Annotated in this window: 22 protein-coding genes; 13 read left to right on the forward strand and 9 right to left on the reverse strand. The window is 40.4% G+C overall.

The window, feature by feature from the left end; genetic code table 11:
* Positions 1–2 precede the first annotated feature (2 nt).
* Entirely contained in the window at positions 3–920 is a 918-nt protein-coding gene (murQ, locus tag F542_RS04385; RefSeq protein ID WP_015432726.1) for an N-acetylmuramic acid 6-phosphate etherase, read from the forward strand.
* Here the strand turns inward: murQ and F542_RS04390 are convergent.
* Together F542_RS04390 and glnD are read right to left on the reverse strand one after the other, a co-directional pair.
* Positions 904–2,142, reverse strand: coding sequence for a hypothetical protein (locus tag F542_RS04390; RefSeq protein ID WP_015432725.1), 1,239 nt, complete (start codon positions 2,140–2,142; stop codon positions 904–906). The genes murQ and F542_RS04390 overlap by 17 nt on opposite strands.
* Positions 2,139–4,730 (reverse strand): bifunctional uridylyltransferase/uridylyl-removing protein GlnD, encoded by a 2,592-nt coding sequence (gene glnD / locus F542_RS04395; protein ID WP_025266983.1) that lies wholly within the window; start codon positions 4,728–4,730, stop codon positions 2,139–2,141. The genes F542_RS04390 and glnD overlap by 4 nt, the downstream gene beginning before the upstream one ends.
* A 170-nt stretch (positions 4,731–4,900) precedes the next feature.
* Here glnD and dnaB point away from each other — a divergent pair, with 170 nt between their 5' ends.
* The 8 genes from dnaB (at position 4,901) to F542_RS04435 (ending at position 14,445) form a co-directional block, all read left to right on the forward strand.
* Complete coding sequence (gene dnaB / locus F542_RS04400; RefSeq protein WP_025266984.1) at positions 4,901–6,355, forward strand: replicative DNA helicase; 1,455 nt, start codon at positions 4,901–4,903, stop codon at positions 6,353–6,355.
* Position 6,356: 1 nt separating this feature from the next.
* Positions 6,357–6,647 (forward strand): YcgL domain-containing protein, encoded by a 291-nt coding sequence (locus F542_RS04405; RefSeq protein WP_025266985.1) that lies wholly within the window; start codon positions 6,357–6,359, stop codon positions 6,645–6,647.
* Complete coding sequence (locus tag F542_RS04410) at positions 6,637–7,131, forward strand: dihydrofolate reductase (protein WP_025266986.1); 495 nt, start codon at positions 6,637–6,639, stop codon at positions 7,129–7,131. The genes F542_RS04405 and F542_RS04410 overlap by 11 nt, the downstream gene beginning before the upstream one ends.
* A gap of 175 nt (positions 7,132–7,306) precedes the next feature.
* The gene (locus F542_RS04415; RefSeq protein WP_015432720.1) at positions 7,307–8,911 is read left to right on the forward strand and encodes an L-lactate permease; all 1,605 of its coding nucleotides are present in this window, start codon (positions 7,307–7,309) and stop codon (positions 8,909–8,911) included.
* 104 nt (positions 8,912–9,015) lie between these two features.
* Positions 9,016–9,747, forward strand: coding sequence for a (Fe-S)-binding protein (locus F542_RS04420; RefSeq protein ID WP_015432719.1), 732 nt, complete (start codon positions 9,016–9,018; stop codon positions 9,745–9,747).
* Position 9,748: 1 nt separating this feature from the next.
* Positions 9,749–11,158, forward strand: a complete 1,410-nt coding sequence (locus F542_RS04425; RefSeq protein WP_015432718.1) for a LutB/LldF family L-lactate oxidation iron-sulfur protein — start codon at positions 9,749–9,751, stop codon at positions 11,156–11,158.
* A gap of 13 nt (positions 11,159–11,171) precedes the next feature.
* A complete protein-coding gene (locus F542_RS04430; protein WP_015432717.1) occupies positions 11,172–11,876 on the forward strand; it encodes a LutC/YkgG family protein in 705 nt (234 codons plus the stop codon).
* Positions 11,877–12,084: 208 nt separating this feature from the next.
* Entirely contained in the window at positions 12,085–14,445 is a 2,361-nt protein-coding gene (locus F542_RS04435) for a molybdopterin guanine dinucleotide-containing S/N-oxide reductase (protein WP_025266987.1), read from the forward strand.
* Between the two features lie 81 nt (positions 14,446–14,526).
* Here F542_RS04435 and queA read toward each other — a convergent pair whose 3' ends face one another.
* The 4 genes from queA to F542_RS04455 form a co-directional block, all read right to left on the reverse strand.
* A complete protein-coding gene (gene queA, locus F542_RS04440; protein ID WP_025266988.1) occupies positions 14,527–15,615 on the reverse strand; it encodes a tRNA preQ1(34) S-adenosylmethionine ribosyltransferase-isomerase QueA in 1,089 nt (362 codons plus the stop codon).
* A gap of 73 nt (positions 15,616–15,688) precedes the next feature.
* Entirely contained in the window at positions 15,689–16,603 is a 915-nt protein-coding gene (locus tag F542_RS04445) for a gluconeogenesis factor YvcK family protein (protein ID WP_015432714.1), read from the reverse strand.
* Complete coding sequence (locus F542_RS04450; protein ID WP_015432713.1) at positions 16,600–17,667, reverse strand: AI-2E family transporter; 1,068 nt, start codon at positions 17,665–17,667, stop codon at positions 16,600–16,602. Before F542_RS04450 ends, F542_RS04445 begins: the two co-directional genes overlap by 4 nt.
* A 58-nt stretch (positions 17,668–17,725) precedes the next feature.
* Positions 17,726–18,481 (reverse strand): class I SAM-dependent methyltransferase, encoded by a 756-nt coding sequence (locus tag F542_RS04455; protein WP_025266989.1) that lies wholly within the window; start codon positions 18,479–18,481, stop codon positions 17,726–17,728.
* A 145-nt stretch (positions 18,482–18,626) separates the two neighbouring features.
* Between F542_RS04455 and F542_RS04460 the strand changes: the two genes are divergently transcribed.
* A complete protein-coding gene (locus F542_RS04460; RefSeq protein WP_015432711.1) occupies positions 18,627–18,839 on the forward strand; it encodes an alternative ribosome-rescue factor A in 213 nt (70 codons plus the stop codon).
* Between the two features lie 36 nt (positions 18,840–18,875).
* Here the strand turns inward: F542_RS04460 and metF are convergent, their stop codons facing one another.
* From metF to F542_RS04475, 3 genes are all read right to left on the reverse strand, one after another.
* Positions 18,876–19,760: a methylenetetrahydrofolate reductase gene (gene metF, locus F542_RS04465; RefSeq protein WP_015432710.1), complete on the reverse strand. Its 885-nt coding sequence runs from the start codon at positions 19,758–19,760 to the stop codon at positions 18,876–18,878.
* Between the two features lie 191 nt (positions 19,761–19,951).
* Positions 19,952–21,505, reverse strand: a complete 1,554-nt coding sequence (locus F542_RS04470) for a diflavin oxidoreductase (RefSeq protein WP_015432709.1) — start codon at positions 21,503–21,505, stop codon at positions 19,952–19,954.
* A gap of 75 nt (positions 21,506–21,580) precedes the next feature.
* A complete protein-coding gene (locus tag F542_RS04475; RefSeq protein ID WP_015432708.1) occupies positions 21,581–22,009 on the reverse strand; it encodes a PAS domain-containing protein in 429 nt (142 codons plus the stop codon).
* A gap of 272 nt (positions 22,010–22,281) precedes the next feature.
* Here F542_RS04475 and citC point away from each other — a divergent pair, with 272 nt between their 5' ends.
* Genes citC through citE form a run of 3 tightly spaced genes read left to right on the forward strand, consistent with a single transcriptional unit; the run spans position 22,282 to position 24,471 of the window.
* Positions 22,282–23,289: a [citrate (pro-3S)-lyase] ligase gene (citC, locus tag F542_RS04480; RefSeq protein ID WP_015432706.1), complete on the forward strand. Its 1,008-nt coding sequence runs from the start codon at positions 22,282–22,284 to the stop codon at positions 23,287–23,289.
* 10 nt (positions 23,290–23,299) lie between these two features.
* Complete coding sequence (gene citD, locus F542_RS04485; RefSeq protein ID WP_015432705.1) at positions 23,300–23,587, forward strand: citrate lyase acyl carrier protein; 288 nt, start codon at positions 23,300–23,302, stop codon at positions 23,585–23,587.
* Between the two features lie 8 nt (positions 23,588–23,595).
* Entirely contained in the window at positions 23,596–24,471 is an 876-nt protein-coding gene (citE, locus tag F542_RS04490; protein WP_025266990.1) for a citrate (pro-3S)-lyase subunit beta, read from the forward strand.

The following is a 24,471-nucleotide window of genomic DNA, read 5'->3' on the forward strand; positions in this document are numbered from 1 at the left end:
TTATGAACGAGAATTTATTAAACACGCTTTCACAGCTGATAACAGAACAGCGTAATCCAAACACAATGAATATTGATACCTTATCTGCATTAGGTATTGTGCAGAAAATGAATGATGAAGATCAAAAGGTGGCATTTGCAGTAAAAGAAAATCTGCCACAAATTGCGCAGGCGGTAGAGCAAATTGTTCAAGCATTCCAGAAGGGGGGACGCTTAGTTTATATCGGTGCGGGGACAAGTGGGCGATTAGGCGTACTTGATGCCTCTGAATGCCCACCGACTTTTGGTGTGCCTGCGGAAATGGTTGTCGGTATTATTGCAGGAGGCGAGCGTGCATTACGTCATCCTATCGAAGGGGCAGAGGATAATAAACAAACCGGTATGGATGATTTAAAAGCCGTTAATTTTAGTTCAAACGATGTGTTAGTTGGGATTGCAGCGAGTGGGCGTACACCTTATGTGATAGGCGCGTTGGAATATGCGAATAGCTTAGGAGCAACGACTGTCTCTATTGCGAGTAATCCAAATTCTGCAATGAGCCAGGTAGCACAGATAGCGATTGAAACAGTGGTTGGGGCGGAGGTTTTAACGGGCTCAAGCCGATTGAAATCGGGCACAGCTCAGAAATTGGTACTGAATATGCTTACTACAGCAAGTATGATTTTAATTGGTAAGTGCTATCAAAATTTAATGGTCGATGTGCAGGCAAGTAATGAAAAACTCAAAGCGAGAGCAATTCGAATTGTGATGCAAGCAACAGAATGTTCGAAAGAACAGGCCGAGAAAACGTTATTCGATACCAATGGCAATGCAAAATTAGCGATTATGATGCTTTTATCTGGTTTGGATAAAAGCAATGCTGAGCAGCTATTATTGAAGAATCAAGGTAAATTACATTTAGGCACTACTCACAGAGTGTAATGCCGTCAAGAATCCACGTAATTTGAGCACTTGTGTCAATATCATAAGAAACTAAAATGCATTCTTCATTGGGTTTCAAGTTGATCGTATACCATTTTCCCAATGTATAAATGGTAGGTGTTTTATTTCTATGGTAAATAAAACGCCCCTTTGTTATTCGTTTACCTAATACTGGCTGTACTGCAAATCGGAGATTTATTGCTGTTGAATGGTTATTTGCTAGAATAATATGTGTTTTTGAACCTGTGTTAATAAAACAATTATTCTCAATAGTTTGTATGTTTATAGTTTGTTCTGAGTAAATCTGTTTTACTTTTAATAAAATGGTATCATGACTTGATTTCTTATCAGTACGGAATATAAATGCCTTGAATTGGGGGTGTTCAAGCCGGAAATTTTGCCCTTGTTCGAAATAAATGTTGCCATGGTGTGAAATATAATCGTAGAAATTTCTTTCATATAATCTAAATGGCCCCGTTACATGTAAGCCTTGAACTTCTTCTTGATTAACAGTAAATATTTCTTTTTCTAATAACTGCCCAGTTTCAGTAATATTGCTATATTTTAAGTTTCCACTGGTTGGAAGGCTGTTATATTTTTCTGGTAATGGTGCTATAGCCCCTATTTCTAATGAATAAAGCACCACTAATAAGCTATCAATGCCAAATTTATGGGTGAATATTGCCTGCTGTGCTAATTTGTTACATATATATTGTTGATATTTTAGCCATGCTTGGCGGTGCCCTGCAATTAATCCTACTTGCCAGAGTTTATAGCCTGTATTTAAGTAGTTTTTAATTAATTCCCTTATTGCTGTTTTATATGTATCTGTGACACAGTCATCAATAAATGAGCCGTAATTAAGATCATAGCAGCAATAGAGTTTTTCCTTTTCTTTAATTTCTGAGAACAAAGTCATTAAGTAACTAGGAAACCAAATGTCACCATCATACAATGCAATATAATCATAGTTAAATTTTTCTGCAATGAGAGTCGTGGTGAATTGTCGGTCAATATAGACAGTGTTATATTTATTTTCAGCTTCAAAAACTAAAATATTATTTTTTAATAAGACCTGCTTTTTTATCTCAGATAAATGATATGCAATAACGCCAATATCACCTACGTAATTAGTATTTTTTAAGCTTAATAAAAATGGAATAAGATGGTTGAAGTAAAACTCATCGTCATCGTTAATTGCAGTTAAAATCAGTGTTTTCATTCTGTTATATCCCCACCCAGTTCTTGTAATAAATGCTGTTTTAATTTTTCTTTTTCTTCATTTGATAATGTTTGTTTAGCATGATTATTGATCACAAAAAAATCTTCTACGCGTTCTCCGATTGTCGTAATTTTGGCATTGAGTAAATTTAAGGAAAGTTGGTTAAAAATAGAGCTAATGCTAGCTAATAACCCATCTCTATCTAATGTAAATAGCTCAAATGTGGTTTGGTTGGGCTGGCTTGATTCTAAAAAACGAACTCGTGTTTTAGTTTTAAATGAACGGTATTTGACCGGTTTTTTTAATGCCTTAAATGGTTTAGTTGGCTGACTTAAAGTCTGAATAAGCGCTAAATGTATTTGTTGGCAACGGAGTTCATTTAATGGTTTTCCATCACTTTCCGTAACGATAAAGCTATCTAATACTAAGCCTGTGTTGCTGGTGATGATTTGTGCATCGTGGATGCTGATTTTTTTCTGGCTGAGAATATGAGCTATACGAGCAAAAAGCTGCGGTTGATCTTCGCAATAAATGAAAATCTCCGTAGCTCCGCGGGCATATTGATTACTGACCAGTACCATCAATTTGGGCAGTTCAAATTTTGCTTGTGTTACTAAACTCAGGGCATGCCAGACTAATTGAGTAGGGTTATGGCGAATAAAATAACTTTTAGGGCAATGTTGCCAGAACTGTTCTAGTAGTTGGTGTTGCTGCGGAGAAAGGACCAATTTAAGTTGTTCGAGTGCCTCTTGGCGATGCTGTTGCACCAATTGTTGTTGATCGAGTAATGTTTCACCTTGAGCCAGTTGGCTGGTAGTAAGCTGATGTAGTTTCGCAAAGAGAGTGCGTTTCCAATCATTCCATAAGCTTTCATTGGTCGCATAAATATCTGCAACAGTTAAGCAGGTTAAAGCATCTAAAGCGGTCTGATTTTTTACTAATTTTGCAAATTGTTGAATCACTTCGGGGTCGTGAATATCACGTCGTTGAGCAGTAATTGACATGGTTAAATGCTGCTCAACCAGCCATGCCATATAATCAATTTCTATTTGGTTAAAGCCATGTAACGCGGCAAACTCTCGCATATCTATTGCCCCATTTTCGGCATGATCTCCTTTGCGCCCCTTGGCGATATCATGGAAAAGCGCGGCAAGGTAGAGCAGAGGCTTATTAGGTAAGCGAGGAAACAGTTTGTAACACAATGGGAATTTCTCATGATTTTCTGTTAACAGAAATTGTTCTAAATTTAGCATCACACGAACACTATGTTCATCTACGGTGTAAATATGGAATAGGTCAAACTGCATTAACCCTTCAATTGCAGACCATTGTGGTAGATAAGCGGTAAGCATGCCAAATTGGTGCATCGGTATAATTGCGCGACTGATAACATTTGCTTGTGAAAATAGCCGAATAAATGCTGTACGCGCCTGTGCGTGATAACAAAGCGGTGTTGTTTGTTTTTTCAGTGCAAGCCTCAACTGGCGAAGGGTGTTTATTTCTATTTTTGCTTGCGGATACTGGGTTAGATAGAAAAAGAGATCGAGTGCTTTATGTGGTTGTGTGATAAAACAATGGGGGTGATAGGTAGAAATACGGTCATTGTGTAGGAAAAACAGTTCATCAAGCGGTTGTTTTTCACCTTCTTTCTGCAAAGGCGCAATGATTTTATGCTTAAACGCAACCAGAATGAGGCGACTAATTTGTGAAATAGATTGGGTTGCTTGGAAAAACTGTTTCATCATGTGTTCCACGGCAACATTTCCTTCACCTTCAAACCCTAGCTGTTCACTGAGCTGTAATTGGCGATCGAAACGTAAGCGGTTATCGTAACGCTTTAATTGTAAATGCAACGCAAACCGCATACGAAACAGTGTTTTTTGTGCTCGTTGCAATTCTTGAAATTCTTCAGGATAAAAAATACCTTTTTGCATTAATGTGGCAAAATTATTAGTGCCATAGTGGCGCAGCATAATCCACGAAATGAGGTGCAGGTCACGTAAGCCACCAGGACTGTGTTTGAGATCAGGCTCAAGATTGTAGCTAGTATTGTGGTAACGGGCATAGCGTGTATCTCGTTCTACCATTTTGGCATAGAAAAAGGGTTGAATTGCCCAAAAATCATCTTGAAAAATTCGAGCCATTAAAGCTTGCCATAAACATTTATTACCTAAAATAAATCGGCTTTCAAACATATTACTTGCGACTGAGAGCTCTTGTCGTCCAATTTCTATGCATTCTTCAATAGTTCGCACCGCACTCCCAAGCTGCAGTTTACTGTCCCAAAGTAGATTAAATAGCGCATTTAAATGCTGTTGAGCAATTTCATCTAACGGTTTTTCTGTGAGTACCAAAATATCAAGATCGGATAAAGGGAACATTTCTTGCCGCCCATAACCACCAACGGCAACTAAGGCGAGATCTTGTCGCTTATCTAGTGCAAATTGTTGCCATAATTGTGAAAGTAATGCATCGTAAAAGTGGCTACGTTCAGTTAATAAGGTGAAGATATCCTGCTTTGCAAAGGCGTTCTTTTGTTGTTGATTAAAGGCGGTTAAAGCCGTCTTAAGCGTTGGGCTGTCAAGCATAGTAAAACGAAATAAGCGATAAATTCATCGTATTCTACCCTATGGTTGGCGAAAATTTGTAAAAAATCATGAAAATTTTACCGCTTGTAGAAAGTATTGATTTCGTACTGAAAGTTTTAGCGATTTCCGCTAAACTAGCGTACTTTTCAAATCGTGTTTAGGGCAAGTCAATGGCACAAACAAATCAGCAAAAAGAGCGAAGCGAGGCAGACAAAAAGTTCGAGCAAATCAATATTGCACCACATTCAATTGAAGCAGAACAGGCGATTCTCGGCGGAATCATGCTTAATAGTGAAACCTTAGATAGTGTTTCTGAGCGTATTCAACCCTCTGATTTTTATAATAAAACACATGAATTTATCTTTTTGCAAATGTTACAACTTGCCAAAGAAGGTCAGCCGATAGATTTACTCACCATTGATCAAGCGCTAAAAGATAAAGGCATTTTGGAAGATGCAGGGCGTTTTGCTTATTTAGCCGAACTATCGAAAAACACGCCGAGTGTGGCAAATATTCTTGCCTATGCGGATATTGTCAGTGAATGTGCAATTCGTCGTGAGTTAATTTCGGCAAGTAATAAAATTGCCGAGATTAGCTATAGTCCTAAAGGCATGACGGTAAAAGACGTTTTAGATGAAGCCGAGCGAACAGTGTTCCATATTGCAGAAAAACGAACCTCAAGCGATGAAGGCCCGAAAAAAATTGATAGCATTTTAATGGAAACATTAAGCCGTATTGAAATGTTATCTAATAGTAAAAATAACGGTGGGGTAACTGGGGTTTCAACAGGTTTTATTGATTTGGACAAACGCACGGCAGGGTTGCAACCTTCCGATCTGATTATTGTCGCGGCACGTCCATCAATGGGTAAAACCACTTTTGCAATGAATTTATGTGAAAATGCCTCCATGTTGGATATCGAGGTAACGGATGAAAACGGTAATGTGAAAAAAGTACCGAATAAGCCTGTACTTATTTTCAGCCTTGAGATGCCTGCCGAGCAAATCATGATGCGTATGTTTGCCTCGCTTTCTCGAGTAAATCAAACCAAAATTCGAACGGGGCAATTAGAAGACGAAGAGGATATGGCTCGCATTGCCTCAACGGTTGCTATGTTACAAGAACGGGCCAATATCTATATTGATGACAGCTCAGGATTAACTCCAACAGAATTACGCTCTCGTGCTAGACGAGTCTATAAAGATAATGGTGGCTTAAGCTTAATTATGGTGGACTATCTGCAATTAATGCGGGCACCGGGGTTTGCTGATAATCGTACACTTGAAATTGCTGAAATTTCTCGTTCGCTTAAAGCATTAGCGAAAGAATTAGAAGTGCCAGTGGTTGCCCTTTCGCAGCTTAACCGTAGTTTGGAGCAGCGAGCAGATAAACGCCCAGTAAACTCTGATTTGAGGGAATCAGGTTCTATTGAGCAAGATGCAGACTTAATTATGTTTATTTATCGTGATGAGGTGTATCACGAAAACTCAGAGAAAAAAGGCATTGCCGAAATTATTATTGGTAAACAACGTAATGGCCCGATTGGACGTGTGCCATTAACATTTAACGGGCAGTGGTCTCGATTTGATAACTATACGGGTAATGCCTATAACGAGGAAGATTAAGATGTTATGTGCAATTTATAAAAGTCCTAAAAAAGCCGGAATGTATCTTTATGTGGCAAAGCGAGATCACTTTGATGATGTTCCTCAGTCATTACGTGAGATGTTTGGTAAACCACAATTTGTCATGTTGTTCAATTTGGCTGGTGATAAACCCTTAATCAGAGCTGATAAGCAAGAAGTGCAACAAAAAATCGCGCGAGAGGGGTTTTATCTACAAATGCCCCCACCATCAGAAAATTTATTGGAAGGTTTTCTTGCACAGCAAAAAAAGGAGGTGAGTGGTGAACCTTAGCATAATTGTTGCAAGAACCCAAAATCATGTAATTGGTAAAGATAATGCAATGCCGTGGCATTTGCCTGTTGATCTTGCTTGGTTTCGTCAAAATACACTGGGTAAACCGGTAATCATGGGGAGAAAAACCTATGAATCTATAGGGCGTTTATTGCCTAAGCGTCCGAATATCATTGTTTCACGCTCAGGCATTTTGGTAGAAGGTGCACATGTTGCAACTTCCTTGCAACAAGCGCTTGAAATTGCGGGAAATTATGCAAAAGGTGATGAAATTATGCTAATTGGTGGTGGTGAGTTGTTTAAGCAAGCCATGCCATTGGCAGAGAAACTCTACTTAACCGAAATTCAAGCTAGGCTTGAGGGGGATACTTTCTTTGAATTCGCTGAAAATGAATGGCAGGTGGTTAGTGAGCAATTGAGTGAAATTGATGAGAAAAACCCGTACCGTTGCCGTTTTCTTTGTTTAGAAAGAAAAAGCGTATAAAGACGTAACTAAGAGTATAAAAAGTTTAATAAAATGTCTCTTTTTTAAACTTTTTGAATAAAAAATTTGAACTGAGTCACAAAAAAATAACAATCTGGTTACATTTTGCTGGTTTCTCTGTAGAATGTAACCTTGTCCGACCACTCTCGGTCATATTTTATTTGTGAGGTGTTCTATGGCTCTTTTCTTGAGCGTATTTCCAATCGTTTTACTCATTTTCTTAATGGTAAAACGTAATGCGTTACCGTCTTATGTGGCGTTACCTTTAACTGCCGCATTGATCTTTGTATTGCAGTTAACCTATTTTGGCAGCGATTTTACTTTAGTAGCGGCAAACATTGTTGCAGGTTTAGGTGATGTATTAACGCCAATTACTATTATCTTCGGCGCAATTTTATTTAACCGTTTCTCAGAAGTATCTGGCGCGACCAATACCATGCGCAAATGGTTAGGTAATATCAACCCTAATCCTGTGGCACAATTGATGATTATCGGTTGGGCATTTGCGTTTATGATTGAAGGGGCATCAGGGTTTGGTACACCAGCAGCTATTGCTGCACCAATCTTGGTTGGCTTAGGCTTTAATCCGATTAAAGTGGCTATGTTGGCATTAGTGATGAACTCAGTACCTGTTTCTTTCGGTGCTGTGGGTACACCTACATGGTTTGGGATGGATCCATTGCTGAAAAACGGTGCATTAAGTGCTGAGCAGGTGCTTGAAATTGGGTCTATGACGGCATTAATTCACGCATTTGCCGCTGTGGTGATCCCTGTAATGGCGCTACGCTTAATTGTATCTTGGAAAGAGATTCGTCAAAACATCGTATTTATTTACATTAGTGTATTTGCTTGTGTGGTGCCTTATTTCTTAATCGCACAATTCAACTATGAATTCCCATCATTGGTTGCTGGTGCAATCGGTTTATTAGTATCTGTATTTGTTGCTAATAAAGGTATTGGCTTAGCGAAAACAGAAAATAACCTTGATGACAATGCAGTAACAACCGGTGAAGTAGCAAAAGCATTATTACCTACCGCATTAGTGATCGGTTTATTAGTGATCACTCGTATTCAACAAATTCCATTCAAAGGCTGGATGAATGATGCAACTACATGGTTAGCAAGTTCAATCGGTTTTGCAAAATTTGATCTAAGTTATGGCTTGATTTTCTCCTTAAAAGAGATTTTTGGCACTTCTGTTGGTACTGGTTATAAACTCCTTTATGTACCATCATTGATTCCATTTATCGTAACTGTGTTACTTTGTGTTCCAGTATTCAAGGTATCTGGTAAAAATGTCGCAAGCGTATTTGGTTCAAGTTTAAGCCAAGTGAAAAAACCATTCTTAGCCTTACTTGGTGCAATCATTATGGTGAAATTGATGCTAATTGGTGGTGCCGATTCTATGGTGCAAACTATTGGTAGAAGCTTTGCGGAATTCACAGGGCAATCGTGGACTATTTTTGCCTCATTCCTAGGTGCAATTGGCGCATTCTTCTCTGGTTCTAATACGGTATCTAACTTAACCTTTGGTGGCGTACAATATGCAACAGCGCAACAAGTGGGCTTATCTGTTACCTTAATTCTTGCGTTGCAATCTGTAGGTGGTGCAATGGGTAACATGGTGTGTTTGAATAATATTGTTGCAGTATGTTCAGTGACTGGTATCGAAAAACAAGAAGGTAATATTATTAAGAAAACAGCAGTGCCAATGTTTGTTTATGGCGTTATTGCTGCATTGGTTGCCTACTTGATTATCCCTATCTTCTATAATGTATAATAGACGAATATTGGTAAATAAAAAAGGAAGCGGAAAACGCTTCCTTTTGCCGTTTTAGGGCGTAAGTATTTGATTTTAATTCTTATTATTGTTGGAGTATTCCTATGAACGTGAATTTTTATGTCACCTGTATTGCAGATGTAATGAAAGCAGGAGTGGCGAAAAATACCGTATTATTACTCGAAAAACTCGGTTGCCAAATTACTTTTCTTGAAAAACAGGGGTGTTGTGGTCAGCCTGCTATTAATAGCGGCTATACCAAACAAGCTTTGCCAGGGATGAAAAACTTGGTGGAGACTTTTGAGGCAAATGATTACCCAATCGTTGCCCCAGCAGGTTCTTGTGTTTATGCAATTAAAACTTACCCACAACATTTTGAGCGTTTTGGTGAAAAAGAGTGGGCAGAGCGTGCACAAAAAGTGGCAGATCGTTTTCACGATCTCACAGATTTTATCGTAAATAAACTCGGTGTTAGCGATGTCGGGGCATACTTGCCGGGTAAAGCAGTTTATCACCCTTCTTGTAGTTTATTCCGCAAATTAGGTATTGTCGATGAACCAATCACCTTACTAAAACACGTGAAAGGTTTAGAGTTATTACCAATTAAAAACCAACAAACTTGCTGTGGTTTTGGTGGCACATTCTCAGTCAAAATGGCTGAAATTTCGGGCGAGATGGTAAAAGAGAAAGTGGAGCACATTGATGAAGAGCAACCAGATTATTTAATTGGTGCGGACGTGAGCTGCTTAATGAACATTGGTGGACGTTTAAGCCGTGAAGGCAAAGATATAAAAGTGATGCATATCGCTGAAGTTTTAATGCAAGGGGAGAAATAATATGTCTTATTTACAAACAAACACCCTGCCATTTAAAGCGCGTATTGAGAAACAAGTCAATAATGCTGGCGTACGTAAGGCATTGGTTAAAGCACAAGAGACTATCGGAGCAAACCGTCAGCGTATGGTTGATGAATTGGGTAACTGGGAAGAGTGGCGTGATGATGCAAAAGCAATTCGTAACCACGTTTTAGCCAATCTTGATGCATATCTTTACCAATTAAGTGAAAAAGTGACCCAAAATGGCGGGAAAGTATTCTTTGCAGAAACCGCAGAAGATGCGACTAACTATATCAAACAAGTAGCAAAAGAGAAAAATGCCAAGAAAATTGTAAAATCGAAATCCATGGTGACCGAAGAGATCGGGATGAACCACGTGTTAGAAGCGGAAGGCATTAAAGTTGTGGAAACTGATTTGGGTGAATACTTGCTACAAATTGTGGGAGATAAACCATCACATATTGTTGTGCCAGCAATTCATAAAGATCGCTATAAGATTCGTCAAGAAATGCACGATGTGTTGGGTTATGAGGGTTCAGAAACACCAGAAGAGATGACGGCTTTCGTTCGTCAAAAAATCCGTGAAGATTTTTTAGAAGCAGATATTGGTGTTTCTGGCTGTAACTTCGCTGTGCCAGAAACAGGTTCTGTCTGTTTAGTGACTAACGAAGGTAACTTACGTATGGCAACCACCGTGCCAAAAACGCATATTGCAGTGATGGGAATGGAGCGTATTGCGCCCACTTTCCAAGAGGTTGATGTGTTAATCACAATGTTGGCGCGTAGTGCTGTAGGGGCAAAATTAACCGCTTACAATACCTGGCTAACAGGGCCTCGTTTAGAAGGCGAAACAGATGGCCCAGAGGAGTTCCATTTAGTCATCGTGGATAATGGTCGCTCTAAAATTTTAGAAAGCGAGTTCCAAGAAGTTTTACGTTGTATTCGTTGTGGTGCATGTTTGAACACTTGTCCTGCTTACCGCCAAATTGGTGGGCACGGCTATGGTTCAATCTATCCAGGGCCGATTGGTTCGGTGATCTCTCCATTATTAGGTGGTTACGATGAGTTTAAAGAATTGCCATATGCATGTTCGTTATGTACCGCTTGTAATAGCGTGTGCCCAGTGAAAATACCACTGGCTCAATTAATCTTAAAACACCGTGAACACATTGCTCAAGCGGGTATGACACCTGCGGCAGAACGTTTGTCCATCTTTGGTTTCAACTTTGCCAACTCTCATCCAACCATATGGAAAGTGGGTATGAAGCTCGGTGCGAAAGTAGCAGGTAAATTTATCAAAAATGGTAAAGCACCAGTGAATTTCGGTGCGCTTGGTGAGTGGACAAAAGCGCGTGATTTGCCGGCAGCGGAAGGGCAAAGTTTCCGTGAATGGTTTGAGAACAGAAACTAAAAGGGACTGAAATATGGATTTCCAACAAAATCGTGAAAATTTCTTAAATAAATTAGCCGAGCGTATGGGCAGACCACGTCAAAACGTGCCAGAGCCAATGCCGGCATTAGAAAACAACCATGCTATTAGCCGTTTAACCGATCGCAGCCAAGAACAATTAGTGAAAGAGTTTATTGACTTTGCTCGTGTAATGGTAGTGGATGTGGTTGAAGCGAAAGAAGAGAATTTAGCTCAAGCGATCATCGATATTTGTGAAAAATATGGCGGGGGTAACATTGTGGTAAATAATGATCAACGCTTAGTGGATTTAGGTATTACCCCTGCATTACAGCGCAAATATAGCGAGTGCCATTTGTGGGATTTTGAACAAGGTGATACTAATATCCAGAAATCGCAAGCAGCAAATATTGGTGTGGTGTATGGAGAATATGGTTTAACCGAATCTGGCGGTATTGTTTTGTTCTCAAACAAAAATAACGGGCGCTCAGTTAGTTTACTGCCGGAGAGCTCTGTTGTTGTACTACGTAAAAGCAACGTCTTGCCAAGGGTGGCACAGCTGGCAAAAATTCTCCACGACAAAGCTCAAAATGGTGAACGTATGCCATCTTGTGTGAATATCATTTCTGGTCCGTCTGCAACAGCGGATATTGAATTGATCAAAGTTGTTGGAGTGCACGGGCCAGTGCATAAGATCTATTTATTAATTGATGATCTATAAATAGGCTAATATTTATTTGAAGAAAAGCTATCCTGAGTTTAAGCTCAAGGTAGCTTTTTTATTATGCAAAGATATTTCGTTGTTTTGAGATGAATTGATGTTTACAATGGGGTGTAATTAGCGCAGCTATAAGGCTAGGTATAAAATATAGACTGATACAAGCGCGCTAAAATAGCCAAAAATTTACAAATTTGATTTCTAAACCAATATGAACCAACAGACTATTCTTACTGCTGCCCACTGGGGGGCAATTAATGTGACTGTCGAAAATGGTGTCGCAGTCTCCTCTGAATCAGCTATTGCTAGCGAAATTCCTAATCCCTTAACAACAGTTGTGCCCGATCAAATTTATAGTGATGCTCGAGTCCGTTATCCCATGGTACGCAAAAACTATTTAGCAGGTAATCCTGATACCAGTCTGCGCGGGCGTGATGAATGGGTCAGAATTTCTTGGGATGATGCTCTTGATTTAGTTCATCGCAAATTGATGGAAAATCGCCAACAGTATGGCGATAGTGCTATTTTTGCCGGATCTTATGGCTGGTATAGCTGTGGTTCACTGCATGCATCTCGAACCCTGTTACAGCGCTATATGAATTTAACTGGTGGTTTTACTGGCACAACGGGTGATTATTCTACGGGGGCAGTGCAAGTTATCATGCCACACGTATTAGGTGGGATAGAGGTTTATGAACCTCAAACTTCATGGCAGCAAGTATTGGAGCATACTGAGATTTTGGTGTTGTGGGGGGCAAATCCCCTGACGACTTTGCAAATTTCATGGACGGCAGCAGAACCACAGGGCAGAGATTATCTAAGCAAACTTAAAAACAGTGGTAAACGAGTGATTTGTCTCGATCCTATTCGTAACGAAACGGCTAAGCTACTTAATGCGGAATGGATTCCCCTCCACACCGCAACTGACGTACCTCTTATGCTAGGTATTGCCTATTCTCTCATTCAGTATGATCTGCATGATCGTGATTTTCTGACTAAATATACAGTGGGCTTTGAAAAATTTAAAGATTACCTACTTGGCAAAGAAGATGGAATCGCTAAAAGTGCTGAATGGGCAAGCCATATTTGTGGTGTACCCGCGCAGACTATAGAACAACTGGCTCATGATTTTAGCGCACACCGTACCATGATTATCGGTAGTTGGGGGATTCAGCGCCAGCGTCACGGTGAACAAGCACACTGGGCGCTTGCTGCACTGTGTGCAATGCTTGGGCAGATTGGGCAAGATGGGGGCGGTTTTGTCTTTAATTACCGTTTAATGTCTGGTGGATTATCGGGCTTGCAAGCGGTACGTTTAGGGGCAATTTCTGCAAAAGTAGGGGAAAGCCTTGGTCAAAAAGAGGGGCAAAGTGCGTGGTTGGTTCAGTCAAGCCAAATTAATTTCCCTGTAGCCCGTATCGCGGATGCTTTGCTTAACCCCCATAAAACGATTGATTTTAATGGACGCAAAATCACGTATCCTGAGTTGAAAGTGGTTTATTGGGCAGGCGGGAATCCCTTTGCTCATCATCAAGATACGAATCTGTTAGTCAAAGCATGGCACAAGCCAGATACCATTATTGTTAATGAAATTAACTGGACACCTACAGCGAGAATGGCGGATATAGTACTACCTGTTACCACTAGTTATGAGCGTAATGATTTAACCATGATTGGGGACTATGCTACCAAGCATATTGTGCCTATGAAACAGGTGGTTGAGCCACAATTTGAGGCGAAAAGTGACTATTGGATTTTCCAGCAGCTAGCAAAACGCGCAGGCGTGGAAAGCGAATTTACCGAAAACAAAAATGAAATGCAGTGGCTGGCACAGTTTTATGAAACTGCTCGGCAAAATGCTGAAAAAGCTGGTATTAGCATGCCAGCATTTGAACAGTTTTGGACTGATAACAAATTGGTGAGCTTTGAGAATCAGGCTGAGACCCAAACTTTCCAGCGTTTTCGTCAGTTTAGAAGCGATCCCATGAAAAATCCACTCAAAACACCAAGTGGCAAGATTGAAATTTTCTCAGAAACCGTTGCTGCAATGAACTATGATGACTGTCTAGGGCATCCAACTTGGTTTGAACCAGAAGAGTATAAAGGCAATACGAATGCAGATTATCCGTTGGCGTTGGTGACTCCGCATTTACCATACCGCCTACATAGCCAATTGGCCGCAACTTCACTACGTCATCAATACGCGGTAAATGATCGCGAACCAGTGCTCATTCACCCTGAGGATGCTGCACAGCGGGGCATTAAAAGTGGTGATATAGTGCGGCTTTTTAATCCACGTGGGCAGATTTTATGTGGGGCAGTTGTCAGTGATAATATCGTTAAAGGTACTGTTGCAGTACATGAAGGTGCGTGGTTTGACCCACAAGATCTCAATACTGCACAGGTGCTTTGCAAAAATGGCAATCCGAATGTGCTCACCAGAGATGAAGGCACTTCTAAATTGGCACAAGGCAATTCATCGAATACCACGATTTTGCAACTTGAAAAATACCAAGCTGAAGCCCCGGAAATTCGGGTACTTAAAGCACCTTGCTTCATTGAACGTGGTTAAAACGTAGAATTTGCGTAAATGGACGAGGGCAAACTTTAGTTTGCCCTCGCTTTTACATATTATGTGTCGAGCCAGAGTAGATTATGCTGGTATATCCTTTTCAGCATGTGGATTTTGGGTAATAAACATGGCATCACCATAACTGAAGAAACGATATTGTGCTTTTACTGCATGGGCATAAGCATTCATGCAATTTTTATAGCCAGCAAAGGCAGATACCAACATAATTAAGGTAGACTCTGGCAAATGGAAATTGGTCACCAAGGCGTCCACAATGCGGAATTTCTTACCTGGATGGATAAAAATGGCTGTATCGGAATAAAATGGTGCGATTAATTTCCCTTCTTTTTCTGCAGCTTGAGCGGCGCTTTCAATTGAGCGTACCGAAGTCGTGCCCACACAGATCACACGTTTACCTGCAGCTTTGGTTTTTAAAATAAGATCAACCACTTCTTGCGAAACTTCTGCATATTCTGAATGCATTTTATGGTCAGCTAATTTTTCTACTCTTACTGGCTGAAATGTTCCTGCGCCAACATGTAGGGTAACAAATGCGGTATTCACGCCTTTCTCGCGTAATTTTTCCAGCATAGCATTATCAAAATGTAGTCCGGCTGTTGGTGCGGCTACAGCACCTAATACTTTGCTATAAACGGTTTGGTAACGCTCTTGGTCGGTGTCTTCATCTGGACGATCGATATAAGGCGGTAGAGGCATATGCCCTGCCTGTTGTAATAAGTCGAAGAGAGGCGCATTTGCGTTAAAATGTAATTCGAATAAAGCATCGTGACGAGCTGTCATGACAGCATGTAAACCATTGCCTTCCCCTAATTTGTCTTCACCTAAAATAATTTCGCTGCCTTCCTTAGGCGCTTTTGAAGCACGAATATGTGCTAAACAACGATGCTCATCTAGCACACGTTCTACTAGAACTTCTAATTTTCCACCACTGGCTTTTTTGCCATATAAACGAGCAGGGATGACACGAGTATTGTTAAAAATAAGTAGATCGCCTTGTTGAATATGTTGGAGAAGATCGGCAAATTGCTGATCTTGATATTCTCCCGTTTCGCCATTTAAATAGAGCAAGCGACTAGCCGTGCGCTCTTGGGTTGGATAACGGGCAATCAAATTGTCAGGGAGATCAAAATGAAAATCTGAGACAAGCACAATAAGTTCCTTTGTAAAAAAATAGAGAAAAAACACCGCTTGTTATAGCAGGGATAGCTAGGACTGTTGCTAATTAATTTGAATTATCAGCAGCTCCTAAAAGTTGTTCAATCGCTTGAGTAAGTTTGTGGCGATCATGGCGGTAATAGACATCGTCTGAGCTGAGTGGTTGGCGTAGCACTTGGATAGTATCGGGCAAACTTGATTGCTCTTCGAGTGTGGTGATAACAGCATTTAAACGTCCTTGCCCGATGCACCGCTCAAGCCATTTGATGCGATCGTTAAGTGATAGCTGACCCGCAATGCCATGTTCTCTACCAATATTATCAATAAAGATAATTTTAGCATTACTAGCGCTTAATATTTCTGCTAATTCTTTAATCAGCAGGCTAGGCATTACACTGGTCAGAAAGCTGCCAGGTCCGAGTAATACCAGCTCAGCATTTTTAAGAGTATTCAGTGCCTCAGGGGTTGCAGGCACATTAGGGGACAGCCGTAGTTGTTGTGGCAATTGTTTGAGCTGATCGATCTCCACTTCGCCGAGAATTTGCTTCCCATTGGCAAGTATAGCTAGGAGATCAACGGGTTCTTCAGACATTGGCAGTAATCCTACACGGACATAAAGCAAATTACGCACTAGCTCAATAGCTTGCGTTGGACGAATTTGCATATCCTCCAGCGCTTTTAAGATCAAGTTGCCAAGATTATGCCCAGCCAATTCGCCATTACCACTAAAACGATACTCAAATAGCGCAGAGGCGACAGTAGGCTTAATCGTAATTTGAGTTAAACAATTACGTAAATCTCCCCAAGCAATGCCACCATGTTGGCTACGGATTCTACCGGTTGATCCTCCGTTATCGCTAGTAGCCACAATGCCAGTCAGGCGCTCTTTTAAAAAAGATAAAGAAGAGAGAACGCGACCTAAACCGTGTCCACCACCGATAGCAACGACGCTATTCAAGCGGTTTAGCTGCGGATAATTCATAAACCTTCACTCTCCTTAGGTGTTGGGAGCGCATTAAGTACAGCCTTAACCAAAGTGGCAAGCGGGATCGCAAAAAAGACACCCCAAAATCCCCATAATCCGCCAAAAATGAGAACTGCAACGATGATCGTTAAAGGGTGTAAATTTACCGCTTCAGAAAAGAGTAGTGGTACAAGTAAATTACCATCAAGCAGCTGGCTGATGATATATGCAAGTAAAACATAGTAGAAGTCAGGCGATAAGCCGAATTGAAACAACGCTACTAAGGCAACAGGAATGGTTACCAGCACTGCGCCAATGTAGGGGATTAGCACAGATAATCCAACGGCAACAGAGAGCAGAAGTGGGTAACGAAGATCAAAAAAGAGAAAAATGATGTAAGTGATGCCACCGACAATGAGAATTTCAAGAAATTTACCACGGATATAATTCGCAATCTGCTGTTGCATTTCATTCCATACTTTGCCAGCTAGATGGCGATTGCGTGGTAGAAATTTAATAGTTGAGCGGATAAATAAGGTCTTATCTTTGAGAAGAAAGAACACCATTAGTGGCACTAAGAAGGCATAAATGCCAATAGCGACTAAATTGACAATAGAGTTCCAAGAGAAAGCCAATAAAGAGTTACCAAATTCAAGAATACGGCTATGTAATGAAGATAGCAAACTATCTAAAGTTGCATAGTCGATTAACTCTGGATAATGTTCAGGTAATTCAGATAACCAGACGTTCAGTAATGTGAACATTGATGGCAAATCTTTTAAAAACGTTACAGCTTGATTCCAAAGGCTAGGCAACAGCACAACAAAGAGAAAAATAGACAGCGAGATGAAACCGCCTAATACTAGAGTAAGGCTTAATACCCGAGGTAGTTTAAGGTTGGTACTTAAAAAGCGGATTGGCCATTCTAATAGATAGGCAAGAACAATTGCAACTAACAGAGGCATTAGTAAACCGCTAAAAAAATAGATAATGCCAAAACCGATAAACAGGATGGTTAGCAGCGCAACAGTTTGTGGGTCATCAAATTTCTGCCGATACCAATTTTGGAACATTTCTAACATATCATATCCTCATTTTCTCTTTCTACTAAATGCCAAAATCCCCCAGAGGGGGGATTTATTATTTCTGGCTACACACGGCAATAAAACCGAGTTTTTTTTCAGGGCTATTAAACGTTCTAAACATTTTTTTGAAAGTCTCGCGATTCTGGGTTTTCAGCGCGTTACGAATAATTTTTATCGCCCCCATAACGCCTTCATCATAAATTAACCCTTTAGGTGAGAGAAGGGTCATTTCGCCTGAGAAGGTATCAACATTACGAAAACCGCATTCAGCAAAAGTCGATTTCCAACCTTCTTTACTGAGTGGTGTAACGGTAATATTAATCGCATCGCGCAATTCGGCAATAACCGCCTCGGCATCTTCTGTATTGAGCATCACATCATGAGTGAGTAAGAATCCATTCGGTTTGAGTACCCGCAAATATTCGCGAATTGCTTTCTTTTTTGCTTCCAGAGGTAGCATAGTAAGCATGGCTTCATTGATCACAATATCAAAACTATTATCTTCGAATGGTAGTTTGGTTGCATTGGCACGCTGCACTTGTACTAATTCTTCTAGCTGATTTTCTTTGATATTTTGACGTGCTTTTTCTAATGCTTCTTCATCAAGATCGACCCCGACTACTTGGCAACCAAATTGCTTTGCGACCTCAATAGCGGTTGTACCCATATTACAAGCAACTTCTAATACTTTTTTATCTTGGCGAAAATCGCCATTAGCGAGTAACCAATCGGTTGCGAGTTTACCACCTGGGCGTAACCGTGTTTTACCAAGACGAGCTAAAAAATGGTGACCAACTTCTTCTTTTTTCATATAGAACCCCATTTTGTAAAAATTTCATTCAAACTAACCGCTTGTTACGCGTAAAGTTACGCAGGATTATACTGTTTTTTATATACAAAATCATAGCTTTTGCTAAAATGTTGCTGATTTTTTAACAGAGCATTTAAGGATAATTATGGCAAAACAAATACAAGCAAATAGTTATGCCCACGGACGAGGTGAAATTAAAGAAAGTGCAGTAAAAGCCTTAGTGACGGATCGCTTATTTCATAGCCGAGCAGAACGCAAACGTAAAGGAAAGGGCAGTTACCAACGTAATGCAAAACATCGTAAAGCAGAAGGGCAAAATGAAACCCCATTTAAAAATGCACAAATTGCGTATTTTTAAATGGGGTTTTAGTTATCCTTGCAGGGTTAGACGGGGTTAGTCGGCTCGTACCCCTAATGAATGGCACAATGCATAAGAAAGATCTGCTCGGTTTAAAGTATAGAAGTGGAAATCTTTAACCCCTTCTTTTGCCAACACTTTAACCATCTCCATAGCAATATTAGCACCAACAATTTGCGCTGTGTTTTTATCCTCTTCACGAATGCCTTGATAAGCGTGGTGTAACCAAGCTGGGATTTTCACATTGGTGATTTTTGCCATTTTTTCTAATTGTCTATAGTTCAGGATTGGCAGAATACCTGGCACAATCTCGACATCAATTCCCGTTGTTACACAGCGATCACGGAAGCGCAGGTAGCTTTCAATATCAAAGAAAAACTGAGTAATTGCACGGTTTGCTCCCGCATCCACTTTCTGCTTTAAGTAAATTAAATCTGATTGTGCAGATTTAGCTTCAGGGTGTACTTCAGGATAAGCTGCTACAGAAATATCAAAATCAGCAACTTCTTTTAGTAATTTGACTAAATCAGAAGCATAAAAAGGCGCTTTGTTATAACCAGCGGGCAAATCGCCACGTAAAGCCACAATGCTACGAATTCCATTTTCCCAATAATCTTTTGCAATTTGGCGTAATTCATCTGGCGTGGCATCAATACCAGTTAAATGGGGAGCAGAAATAATGCCCGTATCTTGCTGAATCTTTTTCACAAGTGATGCCGTGCGATCACGTTCTCCTGAGTTTGCGCCATAAGTCACAGAAATAAACTTTGGTTTTAGAGTTGCTAAGCGTTGAATTGAATCCCAAAACAGGCTTTCCATTTTTTCCGTTTTAGGTGGGAAGAATTCAAACGAGACATTTACTTTGCCATTTAATTCAGCAAGATTTTGATTGAGTAAATCAGTTGTGCGGGCATAGCTCATAAGCTTTTCCTTTTTGTTATATATGATGTTTAGTTTGCATACTGTGTCTGCATTTAGACGTTTAGACGGCTAGAATTCTATTCGGATAGCAACATAATGTCAATTTGATCATTTTCATTATGTCAATGAAAAGAATTCATCAGCTCAAGCGTCCCAATTTTGCATTTTTTTAGCAAAATTTAGCCGCTTGCTTAATAGATATCGCGTAGTAAACGTCCTTCAGCAACTAAATGTGCCACAATATTATTAAAATCATCAATATAAGGTTGATGACCAATACGTTCTGCAATTTCAAGTAGGCTTTCATCAATTGCTTTGCTCATCTTTTTACTGCCGCATACGTAAAAATAGGCACCTTGCTGGATTAATTGCCAAATCAACTCTGCCTGTTGCTTGAGAAGATCTTGAATATAAACTTTTTCTGCTTGGTCGCGAGAAAAGGCGGTGAAAAGTTTCGTTAAAGTTCCGTTGTGCAGATATTGTTCAAGCTCATTTTGGTAGAGAAAATCATGTAAGCGGTGGCGCTCACCAAAAAAGAGATAATGCGAAGAAGCGCGTTGCTCGCGTTGTAGGGCTTGTAAAAAACCGATATAGGGGGCAATACCGGTGCCTGCGCCAATCATGACGATTGGTATCTGCTTATTTGTTAGATGAAAAGTCGGGTTTGATTTTGCAAAAATTGGTAAAAAATCGCCCGCTTGGCATTGAGCAATATAGTGGCTTGCCGTGCCGTAGTAGTGACGCTCACCGAGTTGATAGCTTACCTCACGGACACATAGATCAACATATTCGGGATGTGTTTGCCCACAAGAGCTGATGGAATATGCACGAGCAGTAAGATTAGGTAACAGAGCATGTAAATCTTGTAGGCTCACGCGATGTTCTGGGTCGAAATCGCGTAGGAGATCGAGCAGATCGTGTCCATAAAGATAGTCTTCAAGCGCTTTTTTATTGGCGATTTTTGTTAGCGCTTTAAGCTCAGTGCTATCGCAAATTTTTGCGACATCACGCAGAATATTTTTATTCAATAAGCGTAGCTCTTTTTGCTGTAATACCTCTTTTGCTGAAGAGTCATTAAACCAATGGCAGAATTCGGCAAGGAGTGAGTCCGCGTTCGGTGCTTGAAGATAAATGAGATCGCCGGCTTGGTAGAAGATACCACTCTCTTTTAATGATAAGCGCAGATGAAATACTGCGGGAGCTGATTGTGCCAGCTGTTGAATGTCTAAAACTTGTGCCGCATAGGTTTGGTTAGCAGCATACACTTTCACTGAGAGGGAATGGGAAAGAGGTGGTGTAATTGGATTCGCTAATGCTTGAATTAAAAGGTTTAGCCATTGTTGGAAAATCGCTTGGTAGTTTAAATCTGCATCTACACGTTCAATAATGGCTGTCGCGTGTTTACATTGTAAAAGATGATCTAGATGTTTGCTGTAGCCACAAAATTTGTCATAGCTGGTATCCCCTAAGCCAAAAATCGCATAGGAAATATGACAAGCGGGGAGATTTTCTAAGTAATTTGCAAATTGATCCGCATTAGCTGGTGCTTCGCCATCGCCAAAAGAGCTGGTTACGATAAGGAGTAAGGTGTGAGGGGGGAGTTGCTCTAAATGTGTGTTATTCAGGCTGGCAATAGAGTGTGGATGAGCGGCTAAACAAGGTTGTTGTTGTAGTTGCTGAGCAAGTTGTTCCGCACGACCTGATTCTGAGCCGTAAGCAATGTGGATATGAGAAAAGAACGGCATAGCAATTCCTTATTTCTAGAATAAATACTGAAAAAGGGCGAATTATTCGCCCTTGTTACTAAGTTCTTGTTTAATTTAACCGTGGAAATCATCAAAAATTTCTTTTGAAAATTCAACAGCATCAAAGTTTTGCATTAGATCGTTAATTACGCGACGTACACTGATATAACCTGTGATCTGTCCTGCTTCATCAAACATAGGCTGAACGGTAGTATCAACGACATACACCACCCCACCTTTACCGCAGTTAGGCACGATACCTGTCCAAATTTTGCCAGCTTGGATTGTATCCCACATCTCTTTATACACTTCTTTTGGTACCGCAGGATGGCGTACGATGTTGTGCGGTTGCCCGATTAACTCTTCACGCGAGAAGCCAGTTAATTTACAGAAAAGATCATTTGCATAGGTGATCACGCCTTGTAAGTCTGTAGTGGAAATCACCAAAGTATCTTGTACGGCTTTCAGGATAGTTTCGTTAGACGGCACGATTTGTTGTGTCATGTTAAAGTCTCCATAGAGTAATGAATGGGTAATACCCGACTAAAATACTAGGAATAAGATAACGCATAATGAGGAATTTTTCTCAAGCTTTTTGTATGAAATCTGATTTAGATCAAATAGCACGGATTTTATTATTGGGTATGTGTGTACAAAAGCTCACCGATACCAAAATCAGATTGATTCTTATCAAAAAGGAAAACGTTTAAACAGCCAACAAGCCTTGGATTTGTTACAATGCAGATGTTTTTTTTATTATGTAAATAAATTGTCAAATGTATTTCACTCGTGTTGCAAAAAATTCATCAAAATTAACCGCTATACGCATTTTTTTAGAGGAAAATGGATTACGGTTAGATGAGTGTATAGCACAATTTGTTGTCGTCTTAGATGAACATGAGCGTATTCTGGCTTGTGGCGGTATTTCCGGTAATATTATTAAATGCATTGCGATAAAACCTGATATGCGGGGTTCGGGCATTGTGCTACAGCTTGCTACTGAGCTGGTTAATTTGGCTTATGAACTTGGTCAGCACGAACTTTTTATTTATACCAAACCTGAATATGAAAAGCTGTTTCAGCATTGCGGCTTTTATCTGATAGCGGAAGCGAAACCGAATGTAGTTTTATTGGAAAATAGCCGAACTCGGTTAGCAAAGCAGCGTGACCGTTGGGCACAAATGCGAGTTGCCGGTGAGAAAATCGGCGCAATTGTGATGAATGCCAACCCATTTACTTTAGGGCATCGCTACTTAGTTGAACAAGCGCTGTCACAATGCGAGCATCTACATCTTTTTGTAGTAGGAGAAGATGCCTCCCAATTTTCCTACCATGATCGTTTCCAACTTATCCAACAAGGCTTAGCCGACCTTTCTCATCTTACTATTCATCCTGGTTCAAATTACATTATTTCTCGAGCAACCTTCCCTGATTATTTTCTTAAAGATCGGGGGTTAGCGAACTCACTCCATTTGGAGTTTGATCTCAAGCTATTTCGTCAGCAAATTGCCCCAAGTTTGGGTATTACGCATCGTTTTGTTGGGACAGAACCACATTGTGCTGTAACACGAGAATACAATCGCCAAATGCACTATTGGCTAACAGAAGCAGACATGAGCGCAGATAAAATTACCGTGGTAGAAATTGAACGTAAAAGTTGTGATGGCGAGCCTATTTCGGCAAGTCGGGTTCGTGCATTGTTGTCACAGCACGATTGGCAAGCAATAGAGAAGCTTGTACCAGCCTCTACCTTCGCATTTTTAAAACAAATTGAAACAAAATAAGGAAATCGTTATGCAAATTACGAAAGCAGCCCTCGCGGGGACGCTGGAATCAAGTGATGCTCTGATTCGAGTTGCACCTGCACAAGGTTTAGATATTGAAATTAACAGTTCGGTTGGTAAGCAGTTTGGTGATCAAATTGAGGCAACAGTAAAGTCAGTGCTAGCACAACTCAATGTTACTCATGCACAGGTGATTGTAGAAGATAAAGGTGCACTAGATTGTGTGTTACAGGCGCGTTTAAAAGCAGCATTGCAACGTGCCACCGATGAACCGATCAACTGGGAGAAAATGCTATGAGCCAAAAGATCAAATTACGCCGCAGCATGCTGTTTGTACCGGGCTCTAATGCCGCAATGCTGAGTAATTCTTTTATTTATAAACCTGATTCAATCATGTTTGACTTAGAAGATGCCGTGGCTTTAAAAGAAAAAGACAGTGCGCGCTTATTAGTGGCACACGCGTTACGTCACCCGCTCTATCAAGAAATGGAAACCGTAGTGCGAGTGAATCCATTAGACAGTGAATTTGGTTTAGCCGATTTAAACGCGGTAGTACGCGCAGGTGTCGATGTGGTACGCATGCCGAAAACAGAAACAGCCCAAGATGTGCTTGATATGGATCACGCGATTAGCGAGATTGAAAAAAATTGTGGACGAGAAATAGGTTCAACCAAAATGTTAGCGGCAATTGAATCCCCGCTGGGGATTACTCAAGCGAATCAAATTGCATTTGCTTCAAAACGTTTAATTGGTATCGCCTTGGGGGCAGAAGATTATGTTCGTAATTTGAAGACAGAACGCTCACCGGAAGGCATTGAATTACTTTTCGCACGTTGTTCTATTTTACAAGCGGCGCGTGCAGCGGGTATTCAAGCTTTCGACACAGTTTATTCCGATGCAAATAATGAAGATGGTTTTTTAAAAGAAGCAGCGCTGATTAAGCAACTGGGCTTTGATGGCAAATCCCTCGTCAATCCTCGTCAAATTGAATTATTGCACAACTTATTTGCACCAACGCAAAAAGATGTTGATCACGCTCGGAAAGTCATTGAAGCTGCGAATGAAGCAGAGCAACATGGCTTAGGGGTTGTATCGCTAAATGGCAAGATGATCGATGCACCGATTATTGAACGAGCAAGATTAGTCTTAGAGCGCGCCAAATCAGGCATTCGGGAGGAATAA

This window comes from Bibersteinia trehalosi USDA-ARS-USMARC-188 (assembly GCF_000521725.1).
Taxonomy (GTDB): Bacteria; Pseudomonadota; Gammaproteobacteria; order Enterobacterales; family Pasteurellaceae; genus Bibersteinia; species Bibersteinia trehalosi.

Coding starts and splice junctions, on each gene's coding strand:
- murQ (WP_015432726.1), top strand. CDS start 3: ATGAACGAGAATTTATTAAACACGCTTTCACAGCTGATAACAGAACAG.
- F542_RS04390 (WP_015432725.1), bottom strand. CDS start 2,142: ATGAAAACACTGATTTTAACTGCAATTAACGATGACGATGAGTTTTAC.
- glnD (WP_025266983.1), bottom strand. CDS start 4,730: ATGCTTGACAGCCCAACGCTTAAGACGGCTTTAACCGCCTTTAATCAA.
- dnaB (WP_025266984.1), top strand. CDS start 4,901: ATGGCACAAACAAATCAGCAAAAAGAGCGAAGCGAGGCAGACAAAAAG.
- F542_RS04405 (WP_025266985.1), top strand. CDS start 6,357: ATGTTATGTGCAATTTATAAAAGTCCTAAAAAAGCCGGAATGTATCTT.
- F542_RS04415 (WP_015432720.1), top strand. CDS start 7,307: ATGGCTCTTTTCTTGAGCGTATTTCCAATCGTTTTACTCATTTTCTTA.
- F542_RS04420 (WP_015432719.1), top strand. CDS start 9,016: ATGAACGTGAATTTTTATGTCACCTGTATTGCAGATGTAATGAAAGCA.
- F542_RS04425 (WP_015432718.1), top strand. CDS start 9,749: ATGTCTTATTTACAAACAAACACCCTGCCATTTAAAGCGCGTATTGAG.
- F542_RS04430 (WP_015432717.1), top strand. CDS start 11,172: ATGGATTTCCAACAAAATCGTGAAAATTTCTTAAATAAATTAGCCGAG.
- F542_RS04435 (WP_025266987.1), top strand. CDS start 12,085: ATGAACCAACAGACTATTCTTACTGCTGCCCACTGGGGGGCAATTAAT.
- F542_RS04445 (WP_015432714.1), bottom strand. CDS start 16,603: ATGAATTATCCGCAGCTAAACCGCTTGAATAGCGTCGTTGCTATCGGT.
- F542_RS04450 (WP_015432713.1), bottom strand. CDS start 17,667: ATGTTAGAAATGTTCCAAAATTGGTATCGGCAGAAATTTGATGACCCA.
- F542_RS04455 (WP_025266989.1), bottom strand. CDS start 18,481: ATGAAAAAAGAAGAAGTTGGTCACCATTTTTTAGCTCGTCTTGGTAAA.
- F542_RS04460 (WP_015432711.1), top strand. CDS start 18,627: ATGGCAAAACAAATACAAGCAAATAGTTATGCCCACGGACGAGGTGAA.
- metF (WP_015432710.1), bottom strand. CDS start 19,760: ATGAGCTATGCCCGCACAACTGATTTACTCAATCAAAATCTTGCTGAA.
- F542_RS04470 (WP_015432709.1), bottom strand. CDS start 21,505: ATGCCGTTCTTTTCTCATATCCACATTGCTTACGGCTCAGAATCAGGT.
- F542_RS04475 (WP_015432708.1), bottom strand. CDS start 22,009: ATGACACAACAAATCGTGCCGTCTAACGAAACTATCCTGAAAGCCGTA.
- citC (WP_015432706.1), top strand. CDS start 22,282: ATGTATTTCACTCGTGTTGCAAAAAATTCATCAAAATTAACCGCTATA.
- citD (WP_015432705.1), top strand. CDS start 23,300: ATGCAAATTACGAAAGCAGCCCTCGCGGGGACGCTGGAATCAAGTGAT.